Raw genomic sequence first — 17,642 nt, forward strand, 5'->3', positions numbered from 1 at the left:
GCCGGCTTATCCTACAATTTCGGTAGGTTTTCTCTGTGTAAAGGCGAGGCATTTTCATCTAGTCACGTAGCTGAGGTATTATGTCGCAGCACGGAAGCGTCTAGCGTGCCTATCCGAGGTGACCGGACGTCGAAGGAATCGAGAAAAAAGCCTTACTGGCTGAGTCGTATGAGCTGACAGATTGCGCTTGTCGACCAGGTCCGGGCAGAGGCAAACAAAATGAGTGTCACCCAACGTAGCTGAAGCCAATGACTAATAAAAAGTCAGCGCAGGAGGGACATGAACGTGAGGCCGGTGGTTTTTCATAGGCCTTGTATGTCTACCTATCCTAGGTATTACCGAATGTTGAAGAAACTGAACACAGCACTGCTGGGGCTGGCAGTGACGATGGGCGCGATGTCCGTACACGCGGCCGAGACAAAGAAAGTCGATGTGCTGCTTATCGGCGGGGGCATCATGAGTTCGACCCTGGGGATCTGGCTCAATGAGTTGCAGCCGGACTGGTCGATGGAAATGGTCGAGCGCCTCGATGGCGTCGCCGAAGAAAGCTCCAATGGCTGGAACAACGCCGGTACCGGTCACTCCGCCTTGGCCGAGTCGAACTACACGCCGTACGACAAGAACGGCAAGATCGATATTTCCAAGGCGATCGAGATCAACGAGTCGTTCCAGATCACCCGTCAGTTCCTGTCCTGGCAGGTCCGTCAGGGCGTGCTGAAGAACCCGCATTCGTTCATCAACTCGACGCCGCACATGAGCTTCATGTGGGGTGACGACAACGTCAAGTTCCTCAAGGATCGCTACGCGGCGCTGCAGACCAGCCCGCTGTTCAGCGGCATGCAGTACACCGAAGATCAGGAACAGATCAAGAAGTGGGTCCCGCTGATGATGGAAGGGCGTGATCCGAAGCAGAAGATCGCGGCCACCTGGACGCCTATCGGCACCGACGTGAACTTCGGCGAAATCACCCGCCAGTACGTCGCTTACCTGCAGGCCCAGCCTAACTTCAAGCTGAAGCTGTCCAGCGAAGTCGAGGATATAAAGCGCAATGACGACGGCACCTGGCGCGTCACCTACAAGAACCTGAAGGACGGCAGCGAAACCGCGGCCGACGCCAAGTTCGTGTTCATCGGTGCCGGTGGCGGTGCGCTGCACCTGCTGCAGAAGTCCGGCATCCCTGAGGCCAACGACTACGCGGCCTTCCCGGTCGGCGGTTCGTTCCTGGTCACCGATAACCAGGACATTGCCCTCAAGCATATGGCCAAGGCCTACGGTATTGCTTCGACCGGCGCGCCACCCATGTCGGTTCCGCACCTGGACACCCGTGTGCTGGATGGCAAACGCGTGATCCTGTTCGGGCCATTCGCGACCTTCTCCACCAAGTTCCTGAAGAATGGTTCGTACTTCGACCTGCTGACCAGTACCACCACCCACAACGTCTGGCCGATGACCCGCGTCGGGATCGAGCAGTACCCGCTGGTGGAGTACCTGGCCGGTCAGTTGATGATGTCGGATGACGACCGCTTCAACGCCTTGAAAGAATACTTCCCTGAAGCGAAGAAAGAAGACTGGCGCCTGTGGCAAGCCGGTCAGCGCGTGCAGATCATCAAGCGTGACGAAGAGAAGGGCGGCGTCCTGAAACTCGGCACCGAGGTGGTCACCGCCAAGGACAACAGCATCGCCGGCCTGCTGGGTGCATCGCCGGGTGCTTCCACCGCCGCGCCGATCATGCTGACCATTCTGGAACGGGTCTTCAAGGACCAGGTTGCGACGCCTGCCTGGCAGGAAAAACTGCACCAGATCGTGCCGAGCTACGGCACCAAGCTGAACGGCAACCCTGCAGCGGTCCAGAAAGAATGGGACTACACCGCTGAAATCCTGCAACTGACCAAGCCTCCGGTGATTGGTCAGACCGCCGCTGCGCCAGTCGCACCGGCTGCGACTGACAAGCCAAAAGCCGACACTCCAGCGGCTGACATGGCGCTGTAAAGACCCGGCCTCGCTTCGGCGAGGCGCTGTAAACCGAAGAACACCCATTGCCCGCTCATGCGACCGGCCAGTGGGTGTTTTTTTATGTCCACGAAAAAGGCTTTCGGCGAACGATGGATATCACTCAAGGCCAGGGACAGGCTCAGGCCATCCATCCTGCCCATGGAGCTTGTCCATGAAGGTGTCGATAAACGTCGACACCGCCAGGGGCAACTGGCGCCGGCTCGGATAGATCACGTTCATGCCCTGGCTCTTGCGCTGGTAACCGGGCAATACCGGCACCAGCAGGCCGGCCTGCACATCGAGGCGGGCCATGGTCGGCGGCAACAGGACGATGCCCAGGCCCGCCAGGGCGGCCTTGCGCAGCGCCTGGGCGGTATTGGCGCTGAAGCGGCCGCTGACCTGCACTTCCTCCAGGACGCCGGCCGGGCTGCTCAGACGCCAGGTGGTGTGGCCGCTGGGGTGTGGATTCGCCGGCTCAGGGTATTGGCCGGTACGCCCTGGTGCCGAGCGGCCTCGGCAAAGCTGCCGTAGCGTACCACCTGGACGAACATGGCAATTTCATTCAGGTCGAGCATGGCGAAATTACTCACATAAATGGATGAGTGAAATCCAATTATGCCATCTAGTCCGGTAATAGAGGGCAATCCATACTGCGTCGCAACTGGTCCGGGACCGCGTTTGCATTGATTGCCGTCCCGGGATTTATCCGATCATTTTTCAGGAGCATTCCCCATGCCGGCACGTACCGCCATTGCCCGTACCCCGCAGCGGCGGGCCATTGTTCATCGGACCCACGGCAGTACCCACGGGGCGATTACGCGCCTGGTAAGTCCCGGCGACCTGGGCGCGTGGCTCAAACCGTTCGTCTTCCTCGATCGTTTCAGCTTCCAGACGAAAGCCGGTCAGCCGGGGTTTGGCATGCACCCGCATTCCGGCATCGCCACGTTGAGCTATTTGAGCGAAGGCGAGTTTTTCTATGAAGACAGCACCGGCGAAAAAGGCCGCTTGCTGGCCGGTGGTGTTGAATGGATGCAGGCCGGCAATGGTGTCTGGCACACCGGTTCGATCGTGCCTGAGGTCAGCCATGTGCGCGGCTTTCAGCTCTGGGTGGCGTTGCCGGCGGCCGATGAGAATGCTCCGGCACGCAGCCAGTACCTGACCCCGTCGCAGGTGCCACAGGAAGGACCGGCGCGGGTGCTGCTGGGGCGCTACGGTGCGGCGCAAAGCCTGATCGCGGCCCCCGCGCCGATGAACTACCTGGCCGTACACTTGAAAGACGGTGAACGCTGGACCTACACACCACCGGCCGGTCACAGCGTGGGTTGGCTGGCGGTCGATATCGGCCAGCTTGACGCCGGTGACGCTGGCGGGCCGCTCGGCGAGGGTGAATTGGCGATTTTCGAGGAGCGCGAGGAGGTCATCGATCTCGTGGCCCGGGGTGATACCACCTTCGTGCTAGGCTCAGCGTACAAGCATCCCCATGAACTGGTGCTGGGCAATTATTCGGTGCATACCAGCGCCGCGGCGCTGGCCCGGGGCGAGGCCGAGATTCTCCATATCGGTCGACGTCTGCGTGAGGAGGGGCGTCTGTAACCGATCGGGTACACGGCTTTCTGCTCTCTGTCAGACACTGGTCGCATTTTTCTGGATATTATTCGGTGCCCGCGCAATGATTAGCGGCAAAAGGCCATCTTCCCCGGCCGACTGAACGACTCGGATTGACGACAACAGGTACTGATGAAAAAACTCACGACAGTCGAGCAGATGTTGTTGCGTGATCGCGAAGAAGAGGAGCGGCTGGCCGCCCTGCATGCCTTCGACCTGATGGATGTTGCCCGCGAAGAGTGTTTCGAGCGGATCTGCCGGTTGGTCGCCTCGCGCTTTCAAGCGCCGGTGGCGATCGTCAGCCTGATCGACAAGGACCGCCAGTGGTTCCTCGCCACCACCGGCTTTTCCGCTCAGCAAGCGCCCGAGCTGGAGCTGTCGTTCTGTGCCCACACGATCCGCCAAAGCGGCGTGTTCGTGGTCGACAACGCCTGCCTGGACCCGCGCTTTGCCGACTTCCCTTTGGTCCAGGGCGACGGTGCGCTGACGTTTTATGCCGGCGCGCCCCTGCGTACCGACGGCGGCTATGCCATCGGCAGCGTGTGTATCCTCGATACGGTTGCCCACGACCTGACGCCGGAAGACCACGCGGCCCTGGAAGATTTCGCCGCGCTGGTCATGCAGTTGATCGAGCGCCAGCACCTGCTCAAGCGTGTGGATGCGGTCAGCGGCCTGCCCAACCGTACGCAGTTTCTCTCCGACCTGCAGGGCTTGATCCAGGCCGGCGAGATCCGCAAGAGGGTTCTGGTGACGGTCGATGCCCTGGACACCGATTGGGCACACCGTTTGACCGTGGCGGAGGGCATGGTGCCCTTCGAAGCGGTGCTGCGGGATATGGCCTCGCGGATCCAGGCGTTTATCGGCACCGGGATCAAGATCTATCACGTGATGGTCAAGGGCTTTGCCTTCACCATGCAGATGGACGCCGTCGAGGCGCGGGGCTTTTTACCGCGGCTGGTGGATTGGCTGCGCCGGGCGCCCATCAGCGAGAATCTGCCGATGGTACCCACGGTCTGCGCGGGGTTGCTGGAGTTCGAGGGGGGCTCGGAAACGGCCCGGGAGCTACTGCGCAAGGGCTTGTTCGCCCTGGAGACCGCCCGGCAGAAAGCCCAGCCCTATGCCTATTACAATCATCAGGACGACGTGACCTTCCGCCGTCTGTTCAGCCTGTTGCCGGATATCACGCCGGCCCTGAAGGCCGATGATGTGTTCCTGGTCTATCAACCGCGTTTCTCGTTGCGCGATGGCGCGCACCTGAGTGCCGAGGCGCTGATTCGCTGGAACCATCGGTTACATGGCTTTATTTCGCCGGCGGAGTTCATTCCGATTGTCGAGAAAAGCTCGCTGATCCATTCGGTGACGGATTGGGTGATCGAGCGGGTTGTGACGCTGATTGCCGACACCGGTTATGCCCGGGACAAGAAAATATCCCTCAACCTGTCCTCGCGGGATTTTTACGGGCGCAACGTCGCCGATGTCATTGCCCAGCGCTGTGGGGCCCATGGTGTCGACCCGGCAATGCTCGAGGTTGAAATCACCGAAGGCGAGTGGCTGCGTTCCAGCGCCGGGGTGATCGAGCAACTTCAGCAACTGAGGGATATGGGCGTCGATGTGGCCATCGACGACTTCGGTACCGGCTACAGCAACTTCTCTTATCTGCACAAGATCCCGGCCAATATCCTCAAGCTCGACCAGTCGATGATTTTCGACCTGGAGCACAGTGCCCAGCATCAGCGGGTGGCCAAGTCGATCATCGGCGTGGCCCGCGACTTGGGCTACCGGACGGTGGCCGAGGGCGTGGAAAGTTTCGGCTGCCTGGAAATACTCAAGCACTTCGGCTGTGACGAGGCCCAAGGCTACTTTCTTTCCAGACCGGTCGAAGAGGCACTGTATTTCCAGCAGGCGGCACTGGATCGGTTCCCCCTGAAGACGGGCTGAGGCCCGCCTTCAAACGCCCCGTGGCACGCGTCCGGAGACAAAGTGACTGACATCGTTGAAACCCGGGGTGGACGCATGCCCCGGAGTCACCAGCGAGTCGACGAAGGCTTCGTCCTCGGCGCTGATCTTCACCGTCAGTGCCTTGGTGTAGCTGTCCCATTGCTCCTCGGTGCGCGGGCCGACAATCGCCGAGCTGACCGCCGTATTGTTCAGCACCCAGGCAATCGCGAACTCCACCAGGCCGACGCCACGCTGTTGGGTATACGCCTGCAACTGCTGGGCAATGCGCAATGATTCCACCCGCCATTCGGTCTCGAGGATGCGCTTGTCCTGGCGTCCGGCCCGGCTGTTGGCATCCGGCGCGACATCCGGGGCGTATTTGCCGCTGAGCACGCCACGGGCCAGCGGGCTGTAGGGCACCACGCCGAGGCCGTAGGCGGCAGCGGCGGTGATCTGCTCGGTTTCGGCCTGGCGGTTGACGATGTTGTACAGCGGTTGGCTGATCACCGGCTTGTCCACCCCCAGGCGCTCGGCCACGCGGATCACTTCGGCAATCCGCCAGCCGCGATAGTTGGACAGGCCCCAGTGGCGAATCTTGCCCTGGCGCAACAGGTCGCCGATGGCCGATATGGTGACCTCCAGCGGGGTGCTGTGGTCTTCGCGGTGCAGGTAGTAGATATCCAGGTAGTCGGTGCCCAGGCGTCCGAGGCTGGCTTCGATGGCATTGAACAGGTGCTTGCGGCTCAGGCCGCTGCGGTTCGGCTTGCCGTCCACCGGGCCGAAACCGGCCTTGGTCGCGAGGATCCACTCATGGCGATGGCGGGCAATCGCTTCGCCGACGATTTCCTCGGAGCGCCCGCCGGTGTAGACGTCGGCGGTGTCGATAAAGTTGATGCCCTGGTCCCAGGCCTTGTCGATGATGCGCAAGGAGGTTTCGGTGTCGGTTTGTTCACCGAACATCATGCTGCCCAGTGTCAAGGTGCTGACTTGCAATCCGGAATGGCCGAGGGTGCGGTAACTCATGAACAACATCCTTTTGCACGAAAGAGAAGGTGCTCATCAGATACCAGAATGCCGCTGTTGAGCAATCCCTCAATCAACTCGCCGATATCCGACAGCCTTGTCAGGGGAAACTGCGCAAAAGTTTCACGTAGTCCGGTGCTCTCCAGGGAACGGGCACGGCAATGTCAACTACTTGACCGTTCGTCGGAACTGTCAATTCTGACAGGTTGTTACAGTAGCCCGAACTAAAGTCATATATAGCCAAGAGACCCGCTTGTCCGGCGGGTACAGTTGTAAAGGCCATCAGGACATAACCCCGTTCAATATGGAGAGACATGATGCTTAATTCGAAACGTCTTAAGGCGCTGGCCATGGCGATCGTTGTTGCCCAGGCGGCTGTGGTCCCGATGGTGATGGCGCAGGCGCAAGTTGCGCCGACGACTCAGACCCAGAAGGTCACTTCCGAGAAGGCTGGTATTCAACTTGCCACGAAAAAGCACAAGAAGCACAAAAAACACGCCAAGAAAGCCATGACCTCCACGACTCAAAGCGTGAGCGCGAACGCCACCGTCTGACTCTAGTCATTGGGGGAAACGTGCCCGAGGGACGACAGCGATGTCGAGCCTCGGGCTTTTTTATGGCCGCTGTTTCACGCCGCCCGCAAGGTGCGGGTCATGCGCAGGGCCAGCAGGCTGCCGGCGACGATCACCGCGGCCAGCACATACAGGGCCGCATCGGTGGAGCCGCTGGCATCCTTGACCCAGCCCACCAGGTATGGGCTGAGGAAACCGGCCATCTGGCCCATGGAGTTGATCAACGCCAAGCCACCGGCGGCCGCGCCGGCGCTGAGCAGGGCGGTGGGCACCGGCCAGAACATCGGCAGGCCGGTGAGGGCACCCATGGTCGCAATCGTCAGGCCGAGAATGGCAATGGCCGGCGAAGTGGCGAAATTGACCGCGATCAACAGGCCGACGGCACCCATCAACATAGGTACCGCCAGGTGCCAGCGACGCTCCTTGCGCAGGTCGGCGGAGCGGCCCACCAGCAACATGAACACCGCCGCCAGCAGGTAGGGAATCGCACTGAGCCAGCCTATGACCAGGTTGTCGCTGAAACCCAGGTTCTTGATGATCGACGGCAACCAGAAGTTGATGGCGTAGACGCCGCTCTGGATGCAGAAATAGATCAGGCCAAAGGCCCAGATCGCCGGGTTCTTGAACACTTCACCCAGGGAGTCGCTGACAGCCTTGGGTTTGTTCGCGGCATCCTCGGCCTGGTCGTCTTCGAGTACGGCGCGTTCCTCGGTAGTCAGCCACTTGGCGTTGGCGAATTTGTCCGCCAGCAGGAAAAACGCCGCGATGCCCAGGGCAATGGTCGGGATCCCCTGCAACAGGAACATCCACTGCCAGCCGGCAAGGCCGCCCTGACCGGCGGCAAAGTGGTTGAGGATCCAGCCGGAGAAAGGACTGCCGAGCAGGCCCGAGACCGGGATCGCCGACATGAACAGGGCCATGATCCGCCCACGGCGGAAGCTCGGGAACCACTGCGAGAGGTACAGCACCACGCCGGGGAAGAAGCCGGCTTCGGCGGCCCCGGTGAACAGGCGCAAGGTATAGAACTGGATCGGCGTGCTGACGAACAGCAGGCAGGTCGACAACACGCCCCAGGTGATCATCATCAGGGCAATCCAGCGCCGCGGACCGAAGCGACTCAGCGCCAGGTTGCTCGGCACGCCGCAGAGCACGTAGCCGATAAAGAAAATCCCGGCCCCGAGGCCGTAGATGGTTTCGCTGAATTTCAACGCGTCGAGCATCTGCAGCTTGGCAAATCCAACATTGACCCGGTCGAGGTAGTTGAACAGGTAGCAGATGAAGATAAAGGGGATCAGGCGCAGGGTGATGCGCTTGTATACGGCGTTTTTCAAGTCAGCGGTGGCCTGGGATATCGCGGCGCTCTGTGACATGGCGGTCTCTCTTTATTATGATTTTTTGCGAGGCAAGGGTAACTTGATCGCCCTGTGAGTCTCGGTCACCCCAGCCTTGCTGTCTTTGTGCCAGTGCACAGGGTTTGCCGGTGTACCCTGTGCTGCTGAACAAACGTTGATCCCCCTGAACCAAGGACCCTACCGCTATGTTCGAACTGGACCATGACCTTGCGCAGGATATCGTCGATCGTACGATGGCCATTCTGCCGTACAACGTCAATGTCATGGACAGCCAGGGCCTGATCCTGGGCAGCGGCGAGCCGGAGCGGATCAATACCCGCCACGAGGGCGCGCAGTTGGTCTTGGCCAATGGCCGGGTGGTGGCGATCGATGCGCAGGCGGCCAAGTGCCTGAAAGGCGTGCAGCCGGGGATCAACCTGCCGCTGATGCACGATGAGCGGCTGATCGGCGTGCTGGGCATTACCGGTGAGCCAGAGCAATTGCGTACTTACGCCGAGCTGGTGCGCATGACCGCCGAAATGCTGGTCGGCCAGCGTCATCAGCAGGCTGAACAGCAGTGGCGGCGCCAGCGCTGTGATGATCTGCTGGCCTTGTTGCTCAGTGACGAGGGCGATTCGCCGCGTTTGATCGACGAGGCCCGGCAGATGGGGCTCAAGCCGCAGTTGTCACGGATTCCCTATCTGTTCGAGCTGGACCCGGGGCAGAGTGCCGAAGCGCTGATGGCCTGGTTGCAGTCGCGTTATCCCGACAGTTGGTGCGTGAGTGGGTCGACCGCCTCGCTGCTGTGGTGTCGGCCGGCGACGGCGATCCTCGATGATCAGCGTCTGCTGGAGAAGCTCGACAGCCTGGGTTGGAAGATCGCCCGAGTCGCCGCGGGTGGGCAGGCTGACGGTTTGCAGGGTTTGCGCCGCTGCTATCGTCGGGTCGGTGATTTGCTTGCTTATGGCCGGGAGGTCTTGCCCCACAGTCGTTTGTTGCACCTCAATCGCTATCGCCTGCCGGTGATGCTCTGGCGGCATCGCAGCGACGATGCGCTGGAAGAGTTGCTCAAGCCGCTGCGCAAGGTGATCGCCAAGGACAGCAACGGCCAGTTGCTCGCCACCTTGCGCAGTTGGTGCGAGCATGACGGTCAGAGCCAGGGCTGTGCCGAGGCGCTGGGGATTCACCGCAACAGCCTGCGCTATCGGATGGAGCGGATTGCCGAGATCAGTGGTGTCGACCCGCTGCGCCTGGACGGGATGCTGGCGTTGTACCTGGGGGTGCAATTGTTGCCCCACAGCGAATCGCCGGTGCCGGCCGCTGGGGGCGCTTTGTAGGAATGAACAATAAAGCCCTCCCGGGCTTGTGCAGCAGACCGGCGTCATTCCCTGTTTCAACTGGCAGCATGGACGCCACAAGAACTGGAGATCGTCCCCATGAAAATCATCATCGCCCCCGATTCGTTCAAGGACAGCCTCAGCGCCGAAGGTGTGGCCCGAGCGATTGCCGAAGGCCTGGCCCAGGTACTGCCCGAGGCGCAGCTGATTGAATGCCCGATGGCGGATGGCGGCGAGGGGACGGTGGCGGCGGTGTTGGCCGTGTGCAACGGCGAGTTGCGCCAGCAGCGGGTGCGCGGCCCCCTGGGCACGCCGGTGGACGCGCATTGGGGCTGGTTGCCGGCCAGCGCCACGGCGATTATCGAGATGGCCGAGGCCAGCGGTTTGCAGCTGGTTCCGAGGGAACAGCGCAATGCCTGCATCACCAGCACCTTCGGCACCGGCGAGTTGATCCGCGCGGCCCTGGATGCCGGTGCGCAACGGATCATCCTGGCGATTGGCGGCAGTGCCACCAACGACGCCGGTGCCGGTGCCTTGCAGGCCTTGGGTGTAGGGCTGTTCGATGCCCGGGGACAGGTGGTGCAAGCGGGTGGCCTGGCCTTGGCCGGTGTCGCGCGGGTGACCCTTGAGGGGCTGGACCCGCGTCTCGACCGGGTGCGTTTCGAGATCGCCGCCGATGTAAACAATCCCTTGTGCGGGGAGCAGGGCGCTTCGGCGATCTTCGGCCCGCAGAAAGGCGCGACACCGGCCCAGGTGCGTGAACTGGACGCGGCCCTCGGGCATTTTGCCGATCTGTGCGCGCAGGTGCAGGGCCAGGATGTGCGTGATGAGCCGGGCAGCGGTGCGGCGGGCGGCTTGGGCTTTGCCGCCAAGGCCTTCTTCGGGGCGTGCTTTCGTCCCGGTGTGGAGGTGGTGGCGGAACTGGTGGGGCTGGCCGAGGCGGTGCGCGGCGCTGATCTGGTGATTACCGGCGAAGGTCGCTTCGACGCCCAGACCCTGCGCGGCAAGACCCCGTTCGGCGTGGCGCGGATTGCCCGGGAGCAGGGCGTGCCGGTGATCGTGCTGGCAGGGACCCTCGGTGAAGGTTATGAGCAGATGTACGCCCATGGGGTCGACGCGGCCTTTGCCCTGGTGTCCGGGCCGATGAGCCTGGAGCAGGCCTGTCGTGAGGCGCCACGGCTGTTGAGCGCGCGAGCCGGGGACATTGCCCGGGTCTGGAAGCTGGCGGCAGGGCCTGTCCGTGAAGAATGATAATGCGCGGTGTCTCCTCGGGCCATTCAGGGCTAAGCTTGCGATCAGTCCAGGTTTCGGACTTGTCTGCCCGGAGATGTTCAATGGCTCGTGCCCGCCCGCAACTGATCAGCGCAAAGCTTGCAAAACTGCACCCCACCCAAGTCACCGTCGGCCTGCAAGAGGTCGCCCTCAAGCAAGCCCAATGGCAGACCCTCAAGCGCAAGGAGCGCGAAGCCGCCCTCGATAATCACTGGTTTCCCTGCGTCCTCGGGCCTGAAGGCCGGCACTACATCGTCGATCACCACCACTTCGGCCTGGCGCTGATGCAGGAGGAGGTGAAGAAGGTCTCATTGGTGGTGCTCAAGGACCTCTCGTTCGTCGAACCCGCCAGCTTCTGGACCATCATGGACTTCCACCAGTGGGTCCATCCCTACGATGCCAAGGGCATTCGCCGCGGTTACGACAAAGTGCCCGGGTCTATCGGCGAACTGCAGGATGACCCCTATCGCAGCCTTGCCGGCGCCTTGCGCCGGGTCGGTGGGTTCGCCAAGGATGTCACGCCCTTCAGCGAGTTTCTCTGGGCCGACTTCTTCCGCACGCGGATCACCGTCGCTGAACTCAATGCGTCCAGCGAGCACCTGCAGGCAACCGCCCTCAAGCTGGCTCGCAGTCAGGCCGCGCGTTATCTGCCGGGTTGGAGTGGTCCGATCGATGCCTGAGCCGTCCGCACTGCCCACCCCGATGCCCGCCGCGCAACCGAAACGCGGCTGGGCGGATCTGATTGCCGGGCTGTCGATTGCCGGTTTGCTGTTACCCGAAGCGGTCGCCTATTCGAGCATCGCCAACGTGCCACCCCAGGCCGGGGTTATCGCGTTGTTTGCCGGGCTGTTCTGCTACGGCCTGTTCGGCACCAGCCGTTACGCCATCGTCTCCGCCACCTCCTCGTCGGCCGCGGTGCTGGCGGCGGCGACGGTCTCGGTGGCGGGGCCCGACATGGCGCTGCGCCTGACCATGGCCATCGGCCTGGTGATGATTACCGGCCTGATGTTCCTGCTCGCCGGTTTGTTCAAGCTGGGCAGCGTCACGTCCTTCATCGCCAAGCCGGTGCTACGCGGTTTTGCCTTCGGCCTGGCGGTGACCATCATCCTCAAGCAGGTCGCGAGCATCGTCCATGTGAGTCCCGCCCACAGCGACCTGATCCGCTTCGTGCCCGAATTGCTCAGCCAGTTGCCGCGCTGGAACTGGGCCGGGGTCGCGGTGGCGGTGGTCGCCCTGGTGCTGCTCTCGGTACTGGGCCGTTACCGGCGCCTGCCGGGCGGCTTGCTGGTGGTGATGCTCGGTGTGGCTGCCGGCAAATGGCTGGATTTGCCCGGCTATGGCGTCGACCTGATCGGTGTGATCGACCTGCAACTGACGGTGCCGTCGCTGCCGCGCCTGGCGTTCTCCGACTGGCTGAAGCTGGTGGAACTGGGCTTTGCCATGGTGATGATCCTCTACGCCGAGTCCTATGGTTCCATCAGCGCCTTTGCCCTCAAGCACGGCGATCGGGTGAACTCCAACCGCGACCTGCTGGTACTGGGCGGCGCCAACCTGTTGTCCGGCCTGTTCCATGGCATGCCCGCCGGTGCCGGCTACTCGGCGACCTCGGCCAATGATGCGGCGGGTGCTACCTCACGGTTGGCCGGGGTGGTGGCGGCGTTGGTGGTGCTGGTGATCGTGCTGACCCTGTTGCCGCTGATCGCCCTGACGCCGGAGCCGGTGCTGGCGGCCATCGTTATTCATGCCTTGACCCGGGCCCTGAGCCTGGAGCCCTTGCATCGCTACTTCGTCTGGCGCCGCGACCGGGTCCTGGCGATCTGCGCGGTGGCCGCGGTGCTGCTGCTCGGGGTGCTGGACGGTCTGCTGGCGGCGGTGGCGATCAGCCTGATGCTGATGTTGCGGCAGATGTCCTCGGCTTCGGTCCAGGTGCTCGGGCATATCGCCGAGGGCCATGATTTCGTCGACTGCCAGCTGCATCCCCAGGCACGGGAAGTCCCCGGGGTGCTGATCGTGCGCCCGGGCGAGCCGTTGTTCTTCGCCAACGCCGAACGCATCCTTGGCAGCGTCTCGCGGCGGGTTCGCGAGCAAGGTGAGGCCGTGCATTCGGTGATTCTCAGCCTGGAGGAGTCACCGGACCTGGACGGCACCAGCCTCGAAGCCCTGCAGGACTTCATCAAGCGTTTCCCGACCGAGGGCAAGCGGCTGCTGATCGCACGCTTGAAGCACGAGGCGCATCAGGCCCTGCTGGCGCTACCGAGCGAGACGTTGGCACAGGTGACGCTCAGTGACTTGAGCGTGTATGCGGTGGTGCAGGAGGTCAATCAGCCCCAAGGCACGGGTGTCACGAGCTGATCCTTGCGGGGTGGGGCCCTGCGCGCCAGCGCAGGGTCTCCAACCTGTTTGTTGGCTCAGGCCGCCAATGCCATCGAGTCGATGAGTTTCACCCCGGCGGTTTCCATCTCTCCCAGCGCACGCTGCAGTGAGCCGTCCAGGTCGATGGCCCGGCAGGCGTCGACGATCAGCAGGGTGCTGAAGCCCGCCGTCCGTGCATCCAGGGCCGACCAGGCGACGCAGTAGTCCAACGCCAGGCCGACCAGATAGACCGTATCGATACCGCGTTCCTTCAGATAACCGGAAAGGCCGGTGGGCGTACGCCGGTCGGCTTCGACGAAGGCCGAATAACTGTCGATCTCGCGGTTGCAGCCCTTGCGCACGATCAATTGCGCATGGGGCAGGTCCAGGTCCGCATGCAACTGCGCGCCGTGGCTGCCTTGCACGCAGTGGTCCGGCCAGAGGGTTTGCGTGCCATAGGGTAGTTGCACGCTGTCGAAGGGCGCATGGCCCGGATGGCTGCTGGCGAACGAGACATGGCCGCGGGGATGCCAGTCCTGGGCGATGACCACATTGCGAAAGCGGGCGCCCAGGCGGTTGATCAGTGGCACGATCTCGTCGCCGCCCTGGACCGCCAGTTGGCCGCCGGGAATGAAGTCATTCTGCATATCGATCACGACCAGGGCGCAACGCGGGTCGTTCAGGGGCGGCAGGTTGTGAGACGGGGACATGGGACCTCCTTGGAAATTGGGTTCGGCCTCGAACAGTCTAGTCGTTGTGCTTGCGCCAGGCGCCGCCTCGGACCGTCGGTGGTCGGCCGCGAGACGGGTAGGTTATTGGCCTGGCAGGCGCCCGGCCACATCGCCTGGTTCAACTGGCGAAACGCTGCCTGAGCAGGTCGGCCATATTGTTCAGCTCCGCCACCGAGTTGCGCCCGATCAACATGTAGGCATAGGTCGGCCCGGACCAGAACACCACATTCATGCCATGGCGCACTTCCTGGGCCATGGCCCGGGTCCCGGTTTTCGAGTGGGTGATGCACAACGCCAGCGGCCCATGTTGCGGGTCCAGGTAGTTGATCTGGGCAATCGGTACATGTTCGTACTCGAGCATCTGCGCGCGTTTGAGTTGCACAACCGGCAGTTGCACCTGGGCGGGGTCAAGCGCCAGCCCGAGGTACTGCTGGACACTTTGCAACTGGGCCCGGTGAGTGGCGTCGTCGCCGGGCAGGTTCTCCAGGGTCTGTGCCGTGTACAGCGCCATATAGTCGGCCACCAGCCCACGCCAGCTGATTTCGCTCGACGGCGGGGGGGGCTGCCAGGCCTGGAACAGTCGATCCGCGGCAATCCCCGCGACCATGAAGCTGGCAGCCACGGCGAGGAAACGGCGTCGACTCATCGGCGTCGCGGCTGTTTTCTCTGTCGGCAGGCTGTGCAGCATGGCCTCCAGGCGAGCCTGGGGCGCCTGTTCGAGCAGTTCGTCATAGGCTTGCTGGAACGGCAGTTCGCTGCGCATCAGCCACTCGAGACGCTCGGCCACGCTTTCGTCACGGGCCAGAGCGGCTTCGATCCGGCTGCGCTCCTCGGCGTCCACTTCGTCGTCGAGAAAGGCCACCAACTGTTCATCGGTCGGGGTGTAGTGCGAGAGTTGGTCAGTCATCGCCGTTCTCCGCTGTTGGCGCTGGGCACGGCACGCAGGGGCGGATGTTCCGCCAACTTCACCCGTGCGGCGGCCAGCCGGCTCATGACCGTTCCGATGGGCACTTCGAGGATCTGGGCCACTTCCTTGTAGGACAGACCTTCGACATAGGCGAGAAATACGGTTTCGCGCTGGGCGTCGGGCAGGGCGTCGACGCGCCGGATCACCTGGGAGGCCAGGACGTGGGTCTGCGCCACCTGTTCGCCGTCAAAGCTCAAGGCTTCGTCGGCATCCACCAGGCCCTGGCCGCGGCGAACCCGTTGGGAGCGCACTTCATTGAGCCAGATCGAATGCAGGATGCTCAGCAGCCAGCGGTCCATACGCGTGCCCGAGACGAACTGATCGCCTCGCTCCAGGGCGCGGACGCAGGTGGCCTGCACCAGGTCTTCGGCGATATGGCGTTGCCGGGACAGCACCAGCGCGTAACGCCAAAGGCGCGGCAGGTGCTGTCCCATCTCGGTGCGTATTTCCTTGTCGCTGGCGATGACAACCTCCGCCTTTAACGGTGATCAGCTGGGAATCGGGTGCGCGATGGCGTCGGCCAGGTCTTCATATTCTTCGCAACCGGTGCCGCAGAGCGACTTGATGCTCTGCAACTGCACCTGGGCCAGGTCGAGGCGGCCCTTGATCACGTAGGCTTCACCGAGGTATTCGCGGACCTGGGCGTAGTTCGGGTCCAGCTCCAGGGCCTGCAGGTAGTAGCCGATGCCTTCGTCGGTACGGCCCAGTTTACGCGTGGCGTAACCGCGATAGTTCAGGGCCTTGGCGGTATTGGGTTGCTTGAGGGTGTCGAGCAGATCCAGGGCGGCTTGATAGTCCCCGTTCTTGGCCAGGCGGTAAGCGTAGTCGGTGCGGTCTTCGTCGGGGGTCAGGCTGCTGACAAACGGCACGCAGGCCTTTTTGGCTTTGTTCCACACTTGCCCCTTGGGGCAGGTCGGCGGCATCGATTCCGGTTTTTCGCCCGAGGCGAATGCCGGCGTGCTCAACAGGGCCGCGGCCATGCAACTGGCCATCAGGAAAGGAACCGCGAAGGTGGCTTTGATGCTCATCGGTAATGCTCCGGTATCTGTTGGCTAGTAAACACTGATGCGTCGGGTTTTATTCGTGGCCACTGAAATTTATTTGCGACGCCTGTCGATCGCAATGCTTGTTATGGATTGAACACCTGATGTTGGGAATTTATTCAAGGCTGCAGAAAAAAATCGCCCATCAGGCGATTTTTTGCAAAGGCGATCATTCCCACCCGGGGCGGGAATGATCGAGGGAGGGGTTACAGCCCCAGGTCGGAGAGGCTTGGATGATCGTCCGGGCGGCGCCCCAACGGCCAGTGGAACTTGCGCTCCTCGGCCTTGATCGGCATGTCGTTGATGCAGGCATGCCGGTTGGACATCAGGCCGTTCTGGTCGAATTCCCAGTTTTCGTTGCCGTAGGAACGGAACCAGTTGCCCGAGTCGTCATGCCACTCATAGGCATAACGTACGGCGATGCGGTTGTCGGTAAAGGCCCAGAGTTCCTTGATCAGGCGGTAATCCAGTTCCTTGGCCCATTTGCGGGTCAGGAACGCCTTGGCTTCCTCACGGTTGTGGGCGAACTCGGCACGGTTACGCCATTGGGTGTCCAGGGTGTAGGCCAGGGACACGCGCTGCGGGTCGCGGGAGTTCCAGCCGTCTTCGGCCAGGCGGATCTTCTGGATCGCCGATTCACGGGTGAAGGGGGGAAGCGGCGGGCGAACGTCAGCGTCAGATGACATGGCAATGTCTCCAATTGAGTAGGGTTCAGACAAGTTGTCGCGCTTGGGTCAAGCGGTCGGTGGCCCGCCCGCCACTCGCTCATCCGGAGCGTAATGGCGGTTCGGGGCACGACTCAGAGCGCCAATAACGTTCGCGCCATGCATTGCGCATTATCGGCTGCACCGGGGTCGCCCATGACAAGTGCAACGGTAATGGCGCCGTCGATCAGGATCAGCAACTGTTTGCCAGTGGCCAGGGGATCGGCGATGCCATGTGCTTCACAGAGCTCGACCACATAGTCGAGCAACTTCTGTTTATGTTCCCGGGCCAATTGCCGCACCGGGTCCTTGGGGTCGCCGGTTTCGCCGGCGGTGTTGATAAAGGCGCAGCCGCGAAAGCCTTCGCTGGCGAACCAGCCGCCGAGCACGCTGAACAGGGCCAGCAGGCGGGCACCGGAGCTTTCGGCCTGGTCGACTTCGCCGCGGTACCACTGCATCCAGCGGATATCCCGGCGACGCAAGGCTTCCAGGGTCAGATCGTCCTTGGTGCCGAAGTACTTGTAGAGGCTTTTACGTGCCACCCCGGAAGTGCGCACCAGAAGATCGATGCCGGTGGCATGGATGCCACCTTGATAGATCAACTGCTCGGCGGTATCCAGCAGGTTTTCGCGGGTCTGGTTCGGAATGATTTCGTTCATGGGAAAGAGAGTAGAACGATCGTTCTCCATGGTCAATCGTCTTTTTCAAATAAATCCATGGCGGGTGACAGGAGGACGGGCAGGGGGCGCATCGGGGAACGACTCCAGGTTGGCAG

Annotated in this window: 17 protein-coding genes and 1 pseudogene; 8 read left to right on the forward strand and 10 right to left on the reverse strand. The window is 62.3% G+C overall.

Annotated features, from left to right (window positions below; genetic code table 11):
* Window positions 1–342 precede the first annotated feature (342 nt).
* On the forward strand, window positions 343–1,989 hold the full coding sequence (gene mqo, locus M5B42_RS16860) for a malate dehydrogenase (quinone) (RefSeq protein WP_248746478.1): 1,647 nt from the start codon (window positions 343–345) through the stop codon (window positions 1,987–1,989).
* 120 nt (window positions 1,990–2,109) lie between these two features.
* Here mqo and M5B42_RS16865 read toward each other — a convergent pair.
* Window positions 2,110–2,454, reverse strand: a pseudogene (locus M5B42_RS16865) (LysR substrate-binding domain-containing protein); the annotation flags it as partial.
* A complete protein-coding gene (locus tag M5B42_RS16870; RefSeq protein WP_248746479.1) occupies window positions 2,424–2,567 on the reverse strand; it encodes a LysR family transcriptional regulator in 144 nt (47 codons plus the stop codon). The gene M5B42_RS16870 and the pseudogene M5B42_RS16865, both read right to left, overlap by 31 nt.
* 157 nt (window positions 2,568–2,724) lie before the next feature.
* Between M5B42_RS16870 and M5B42_RS16875 the strand changes: the two genes are divergently transcribed.
* Both M5B42_RS16875 and M5B42_RS16880 read left to right on the forward strand, forming a co-directional pair.
* Window positions 2,725–3,585 (forward strand): pirin family protein, encoded by an 861-nt coding sequence (locus M5B42_RS16875; RefSeq protein ID WP_248746480.1) that lies wholly within the window; start codon window positions 2,725–2,727, stop codon window positions 3,583–3,585.
* Window positions 3,586–3,729: 144 nt separating this feature from the next.
* The gene (locus tag M5B42_RS16880; protein WP_248746481.1) at window positions 3,730–5,535 is read left to right on the forward strand and encodes a sensor domain-containing phosphodiesterase; all 1,806 of its coding nucleotides are present in this window, start codon (window positions 3,730–3,732) and stop codon (window positions 5,533–5,535) included.
* 9 nt (window positions 5,536–5,544) lie between these two features.
* Here the strand turns inward: M5B42_RS16880 and M5B42_RS16885 are convergent, their stop codons facing one another.
* Window positions 5,545–6,558, reverse strand: a complete 1,014-nt coding sequence (locus M5B42_RS16885; protein WP_177098931.1) for an aldo/keto reductase — start codon at window positions 6,556–6,558, stop codon at window positions 5,545–5,547.
* Window positions 6,559–6,872: 314 nt separating this feature from the next.
* Here M5B42_RS16885 and M5B42_RS16890 point away from each other — a divergent pair, with 314 nt between their 5' ends.
* Complete coding sequence (locus tag M5B42_RS16890) at window positions 6,873–7,112, forward strand: hypothetical protein (RefSeq protein ID WP_152738809.1); 240 nt, start codon at window positions 6,873–6,875, stop codon at window positions 7,110–7,112.
* Between the two features lie 74 nt (window positions 7,113–7,186).
* On the opposite strand, the gene M5B42_RS16895 is transcribed toward M5B42_RS16890, so the two are convergent.
* On the reverse strand, window positions 7,187–8,500 hold the full coding sequence (locus M5B42_RS16895) for an MFS transporter (RefSeq protein WP_103499090.1): 1,314 nt from the start codon (window positions 8,498–8,500) through the stop codon (window positions 7,187–7,189).
* A 167-nt stretch (window positions 8,501–8,667) separates the two neighbouring features.
* On the opposite strand from M5B42_RS16895, the gene M5B42_RS16900 reads away from it, so the two are divergent.
* The 4 genes from M5B42_RS16900 to M5B42_RS16915 all read left to right on the forward strand — a co-directional run bounded on the left by M5B42_RS16900 (window position 8,668) and on the right by M5B42_RS16915 (window position 13,422).
* The gene (locus M5B42_RS16900; protein ID WP_248746482.1) at window positions 8,668–9,798 is read left to right on the forward strand and encodes a sugar diacid recognition domain-containing protein; all 1,131 of its coding nucleotides are present in this window, start codon (window positions 8,668–8,670) and stop codon (window positions 9,796–9,798) included.
* A 99-nt stretch (window positions 9,799–9,897) separates the two neighbouring features.
* Window positions 9,898–11,049: a glycerate kinase gene (locus tag M5B42_RS16905; protein WP_248746483.1), complete on the forward strand. Its 1,152-nt coding sequence runs from the start codon at window positions 9,898–9,900 to the stop codon at window positions 11,047–11,049.
* Window positions 11,050–11,132: 83 nt separating this feature from the next.
* On the forward strand, window positions 11,133–11,750 hold the full coding sequence (locus M5B42_RS16910; RefSeq protein ID WP_103499093.1) for a ParB-like protein: 618 nt from the start codon (window positions 11,133–11,135) through the stop codon (window positions 11,748–11,750).
* Window positions 11,751–11,772: 22 nt separating this feature from the next.
* The gene (locus tag M5B42_RS16915) at window positions 11,773–13,422 is read left to right on the forward strand and encodes a SulP family inorganic anion transporter (protein ID WP_248746555.1); all 1,650 of its coding nucleotides are present in this window, start codon (window positions 11,773–11,775) and stop codon (window positions 13,420–13,422) included.
* Window positions 13,423–13,478: 56 nt separating this feature from the next.
* On the opposite strand, the gene pncA is transcribed toward M5B42_RS16915, so the two are convergent.
* The 6 genes from pncA to M5B42_RS16945 all read right to left on the reverse strand — a co-directional run bounded on the left by pncA (window position 13,479) and on the right by M5B42_RS16945 (window position 17,526).
* Window positions 13,479–14,132, reverse strand: a complete 654-nt coding sequence (pncA, locus tag M5B42_RS16920; protein WP_103499095.1) for a bifunctional nicotinamidase/pyrazinamidase — start codon at window positions 14,130–14,132, stop codon at window positions 13,479–13,481.
* A gap of 139 nt (window positions 14,133–14,271) precedes the next feature.
* The gene (locus M5B42_RS16925; RefSeq protein ID WP_248746484.1) at window positions 14,272–15,060 is read right to left on the reverse strand and encodes a transcriptional regulator; all 789 of its coding nucleotides are present in this window, start codon (window positions 15,058–15,060) and stop codon (window positions 14,272–14,274) included.
* Complete coding sequence (locus tag M5B42_RS16930) at window positions 15,057–15,554, reverse strand: RNA polymerase sigma factor (RefSeq protein WP_103499097.1); 498 nt, start codon at window positions 15,552–15,554, stop codon at window positions 15,057–15,059. Before M5B42_RS16930 ends, M5B42_RS16925 begins: the two co-directional genes overlap by 4 nt.
* Window positions 15,555–15,608: 54 nt before the next feature.
* Window positions 15,609–16,148 (reverse strand): tetratricopeptide repeat protein, encoded by a 540-nt coding sequence (locus tag M5B42_RS16935; RefSeq protein WP_152738836.1) that lies wholly within the window; start codon window positions 16,146–16,148, stop codon window positions 15,609–15,611.
* Between the two features lie 221 nt (window positions 16,149–16,369).
* Complete coding sequence (locus M5B42_RS16940) at window positions 16,370–16,849, reverse strand: nuclear transport factor 2 family protein (RefSeq protein ID WP_152738839.1); 480 nt, start codon at window positions 16,847–16,849, stop codon at window positions 16,370–16,372.
* 113 nt (window positions 16,850–16,962) lie between these two features.
* Entirely contained in the window at window positions 16,963–17,526 is a 564-nt protein-coding gene (locus M5B42_RS16945) for a TetR/AcrR family transcriptional regulator (RefSeq protein ID WP_248746556.1), read from the reverse strand.
* Between the last annotated feature and the right edge of the window lie 116 nt (window positions 17,527–17,642).

Source organism: Pseudomonas sp. MWU12-2037, from assembly GCF_023242345.1.
GTDB classification, from domain to species: Bacteria; Pseudomonadota; Gammaproteobacteria; order Pseudomonadales; family Pseudomonadaceae; genus Aquipseudomonas; species Aquipseudomonas gingeri_D.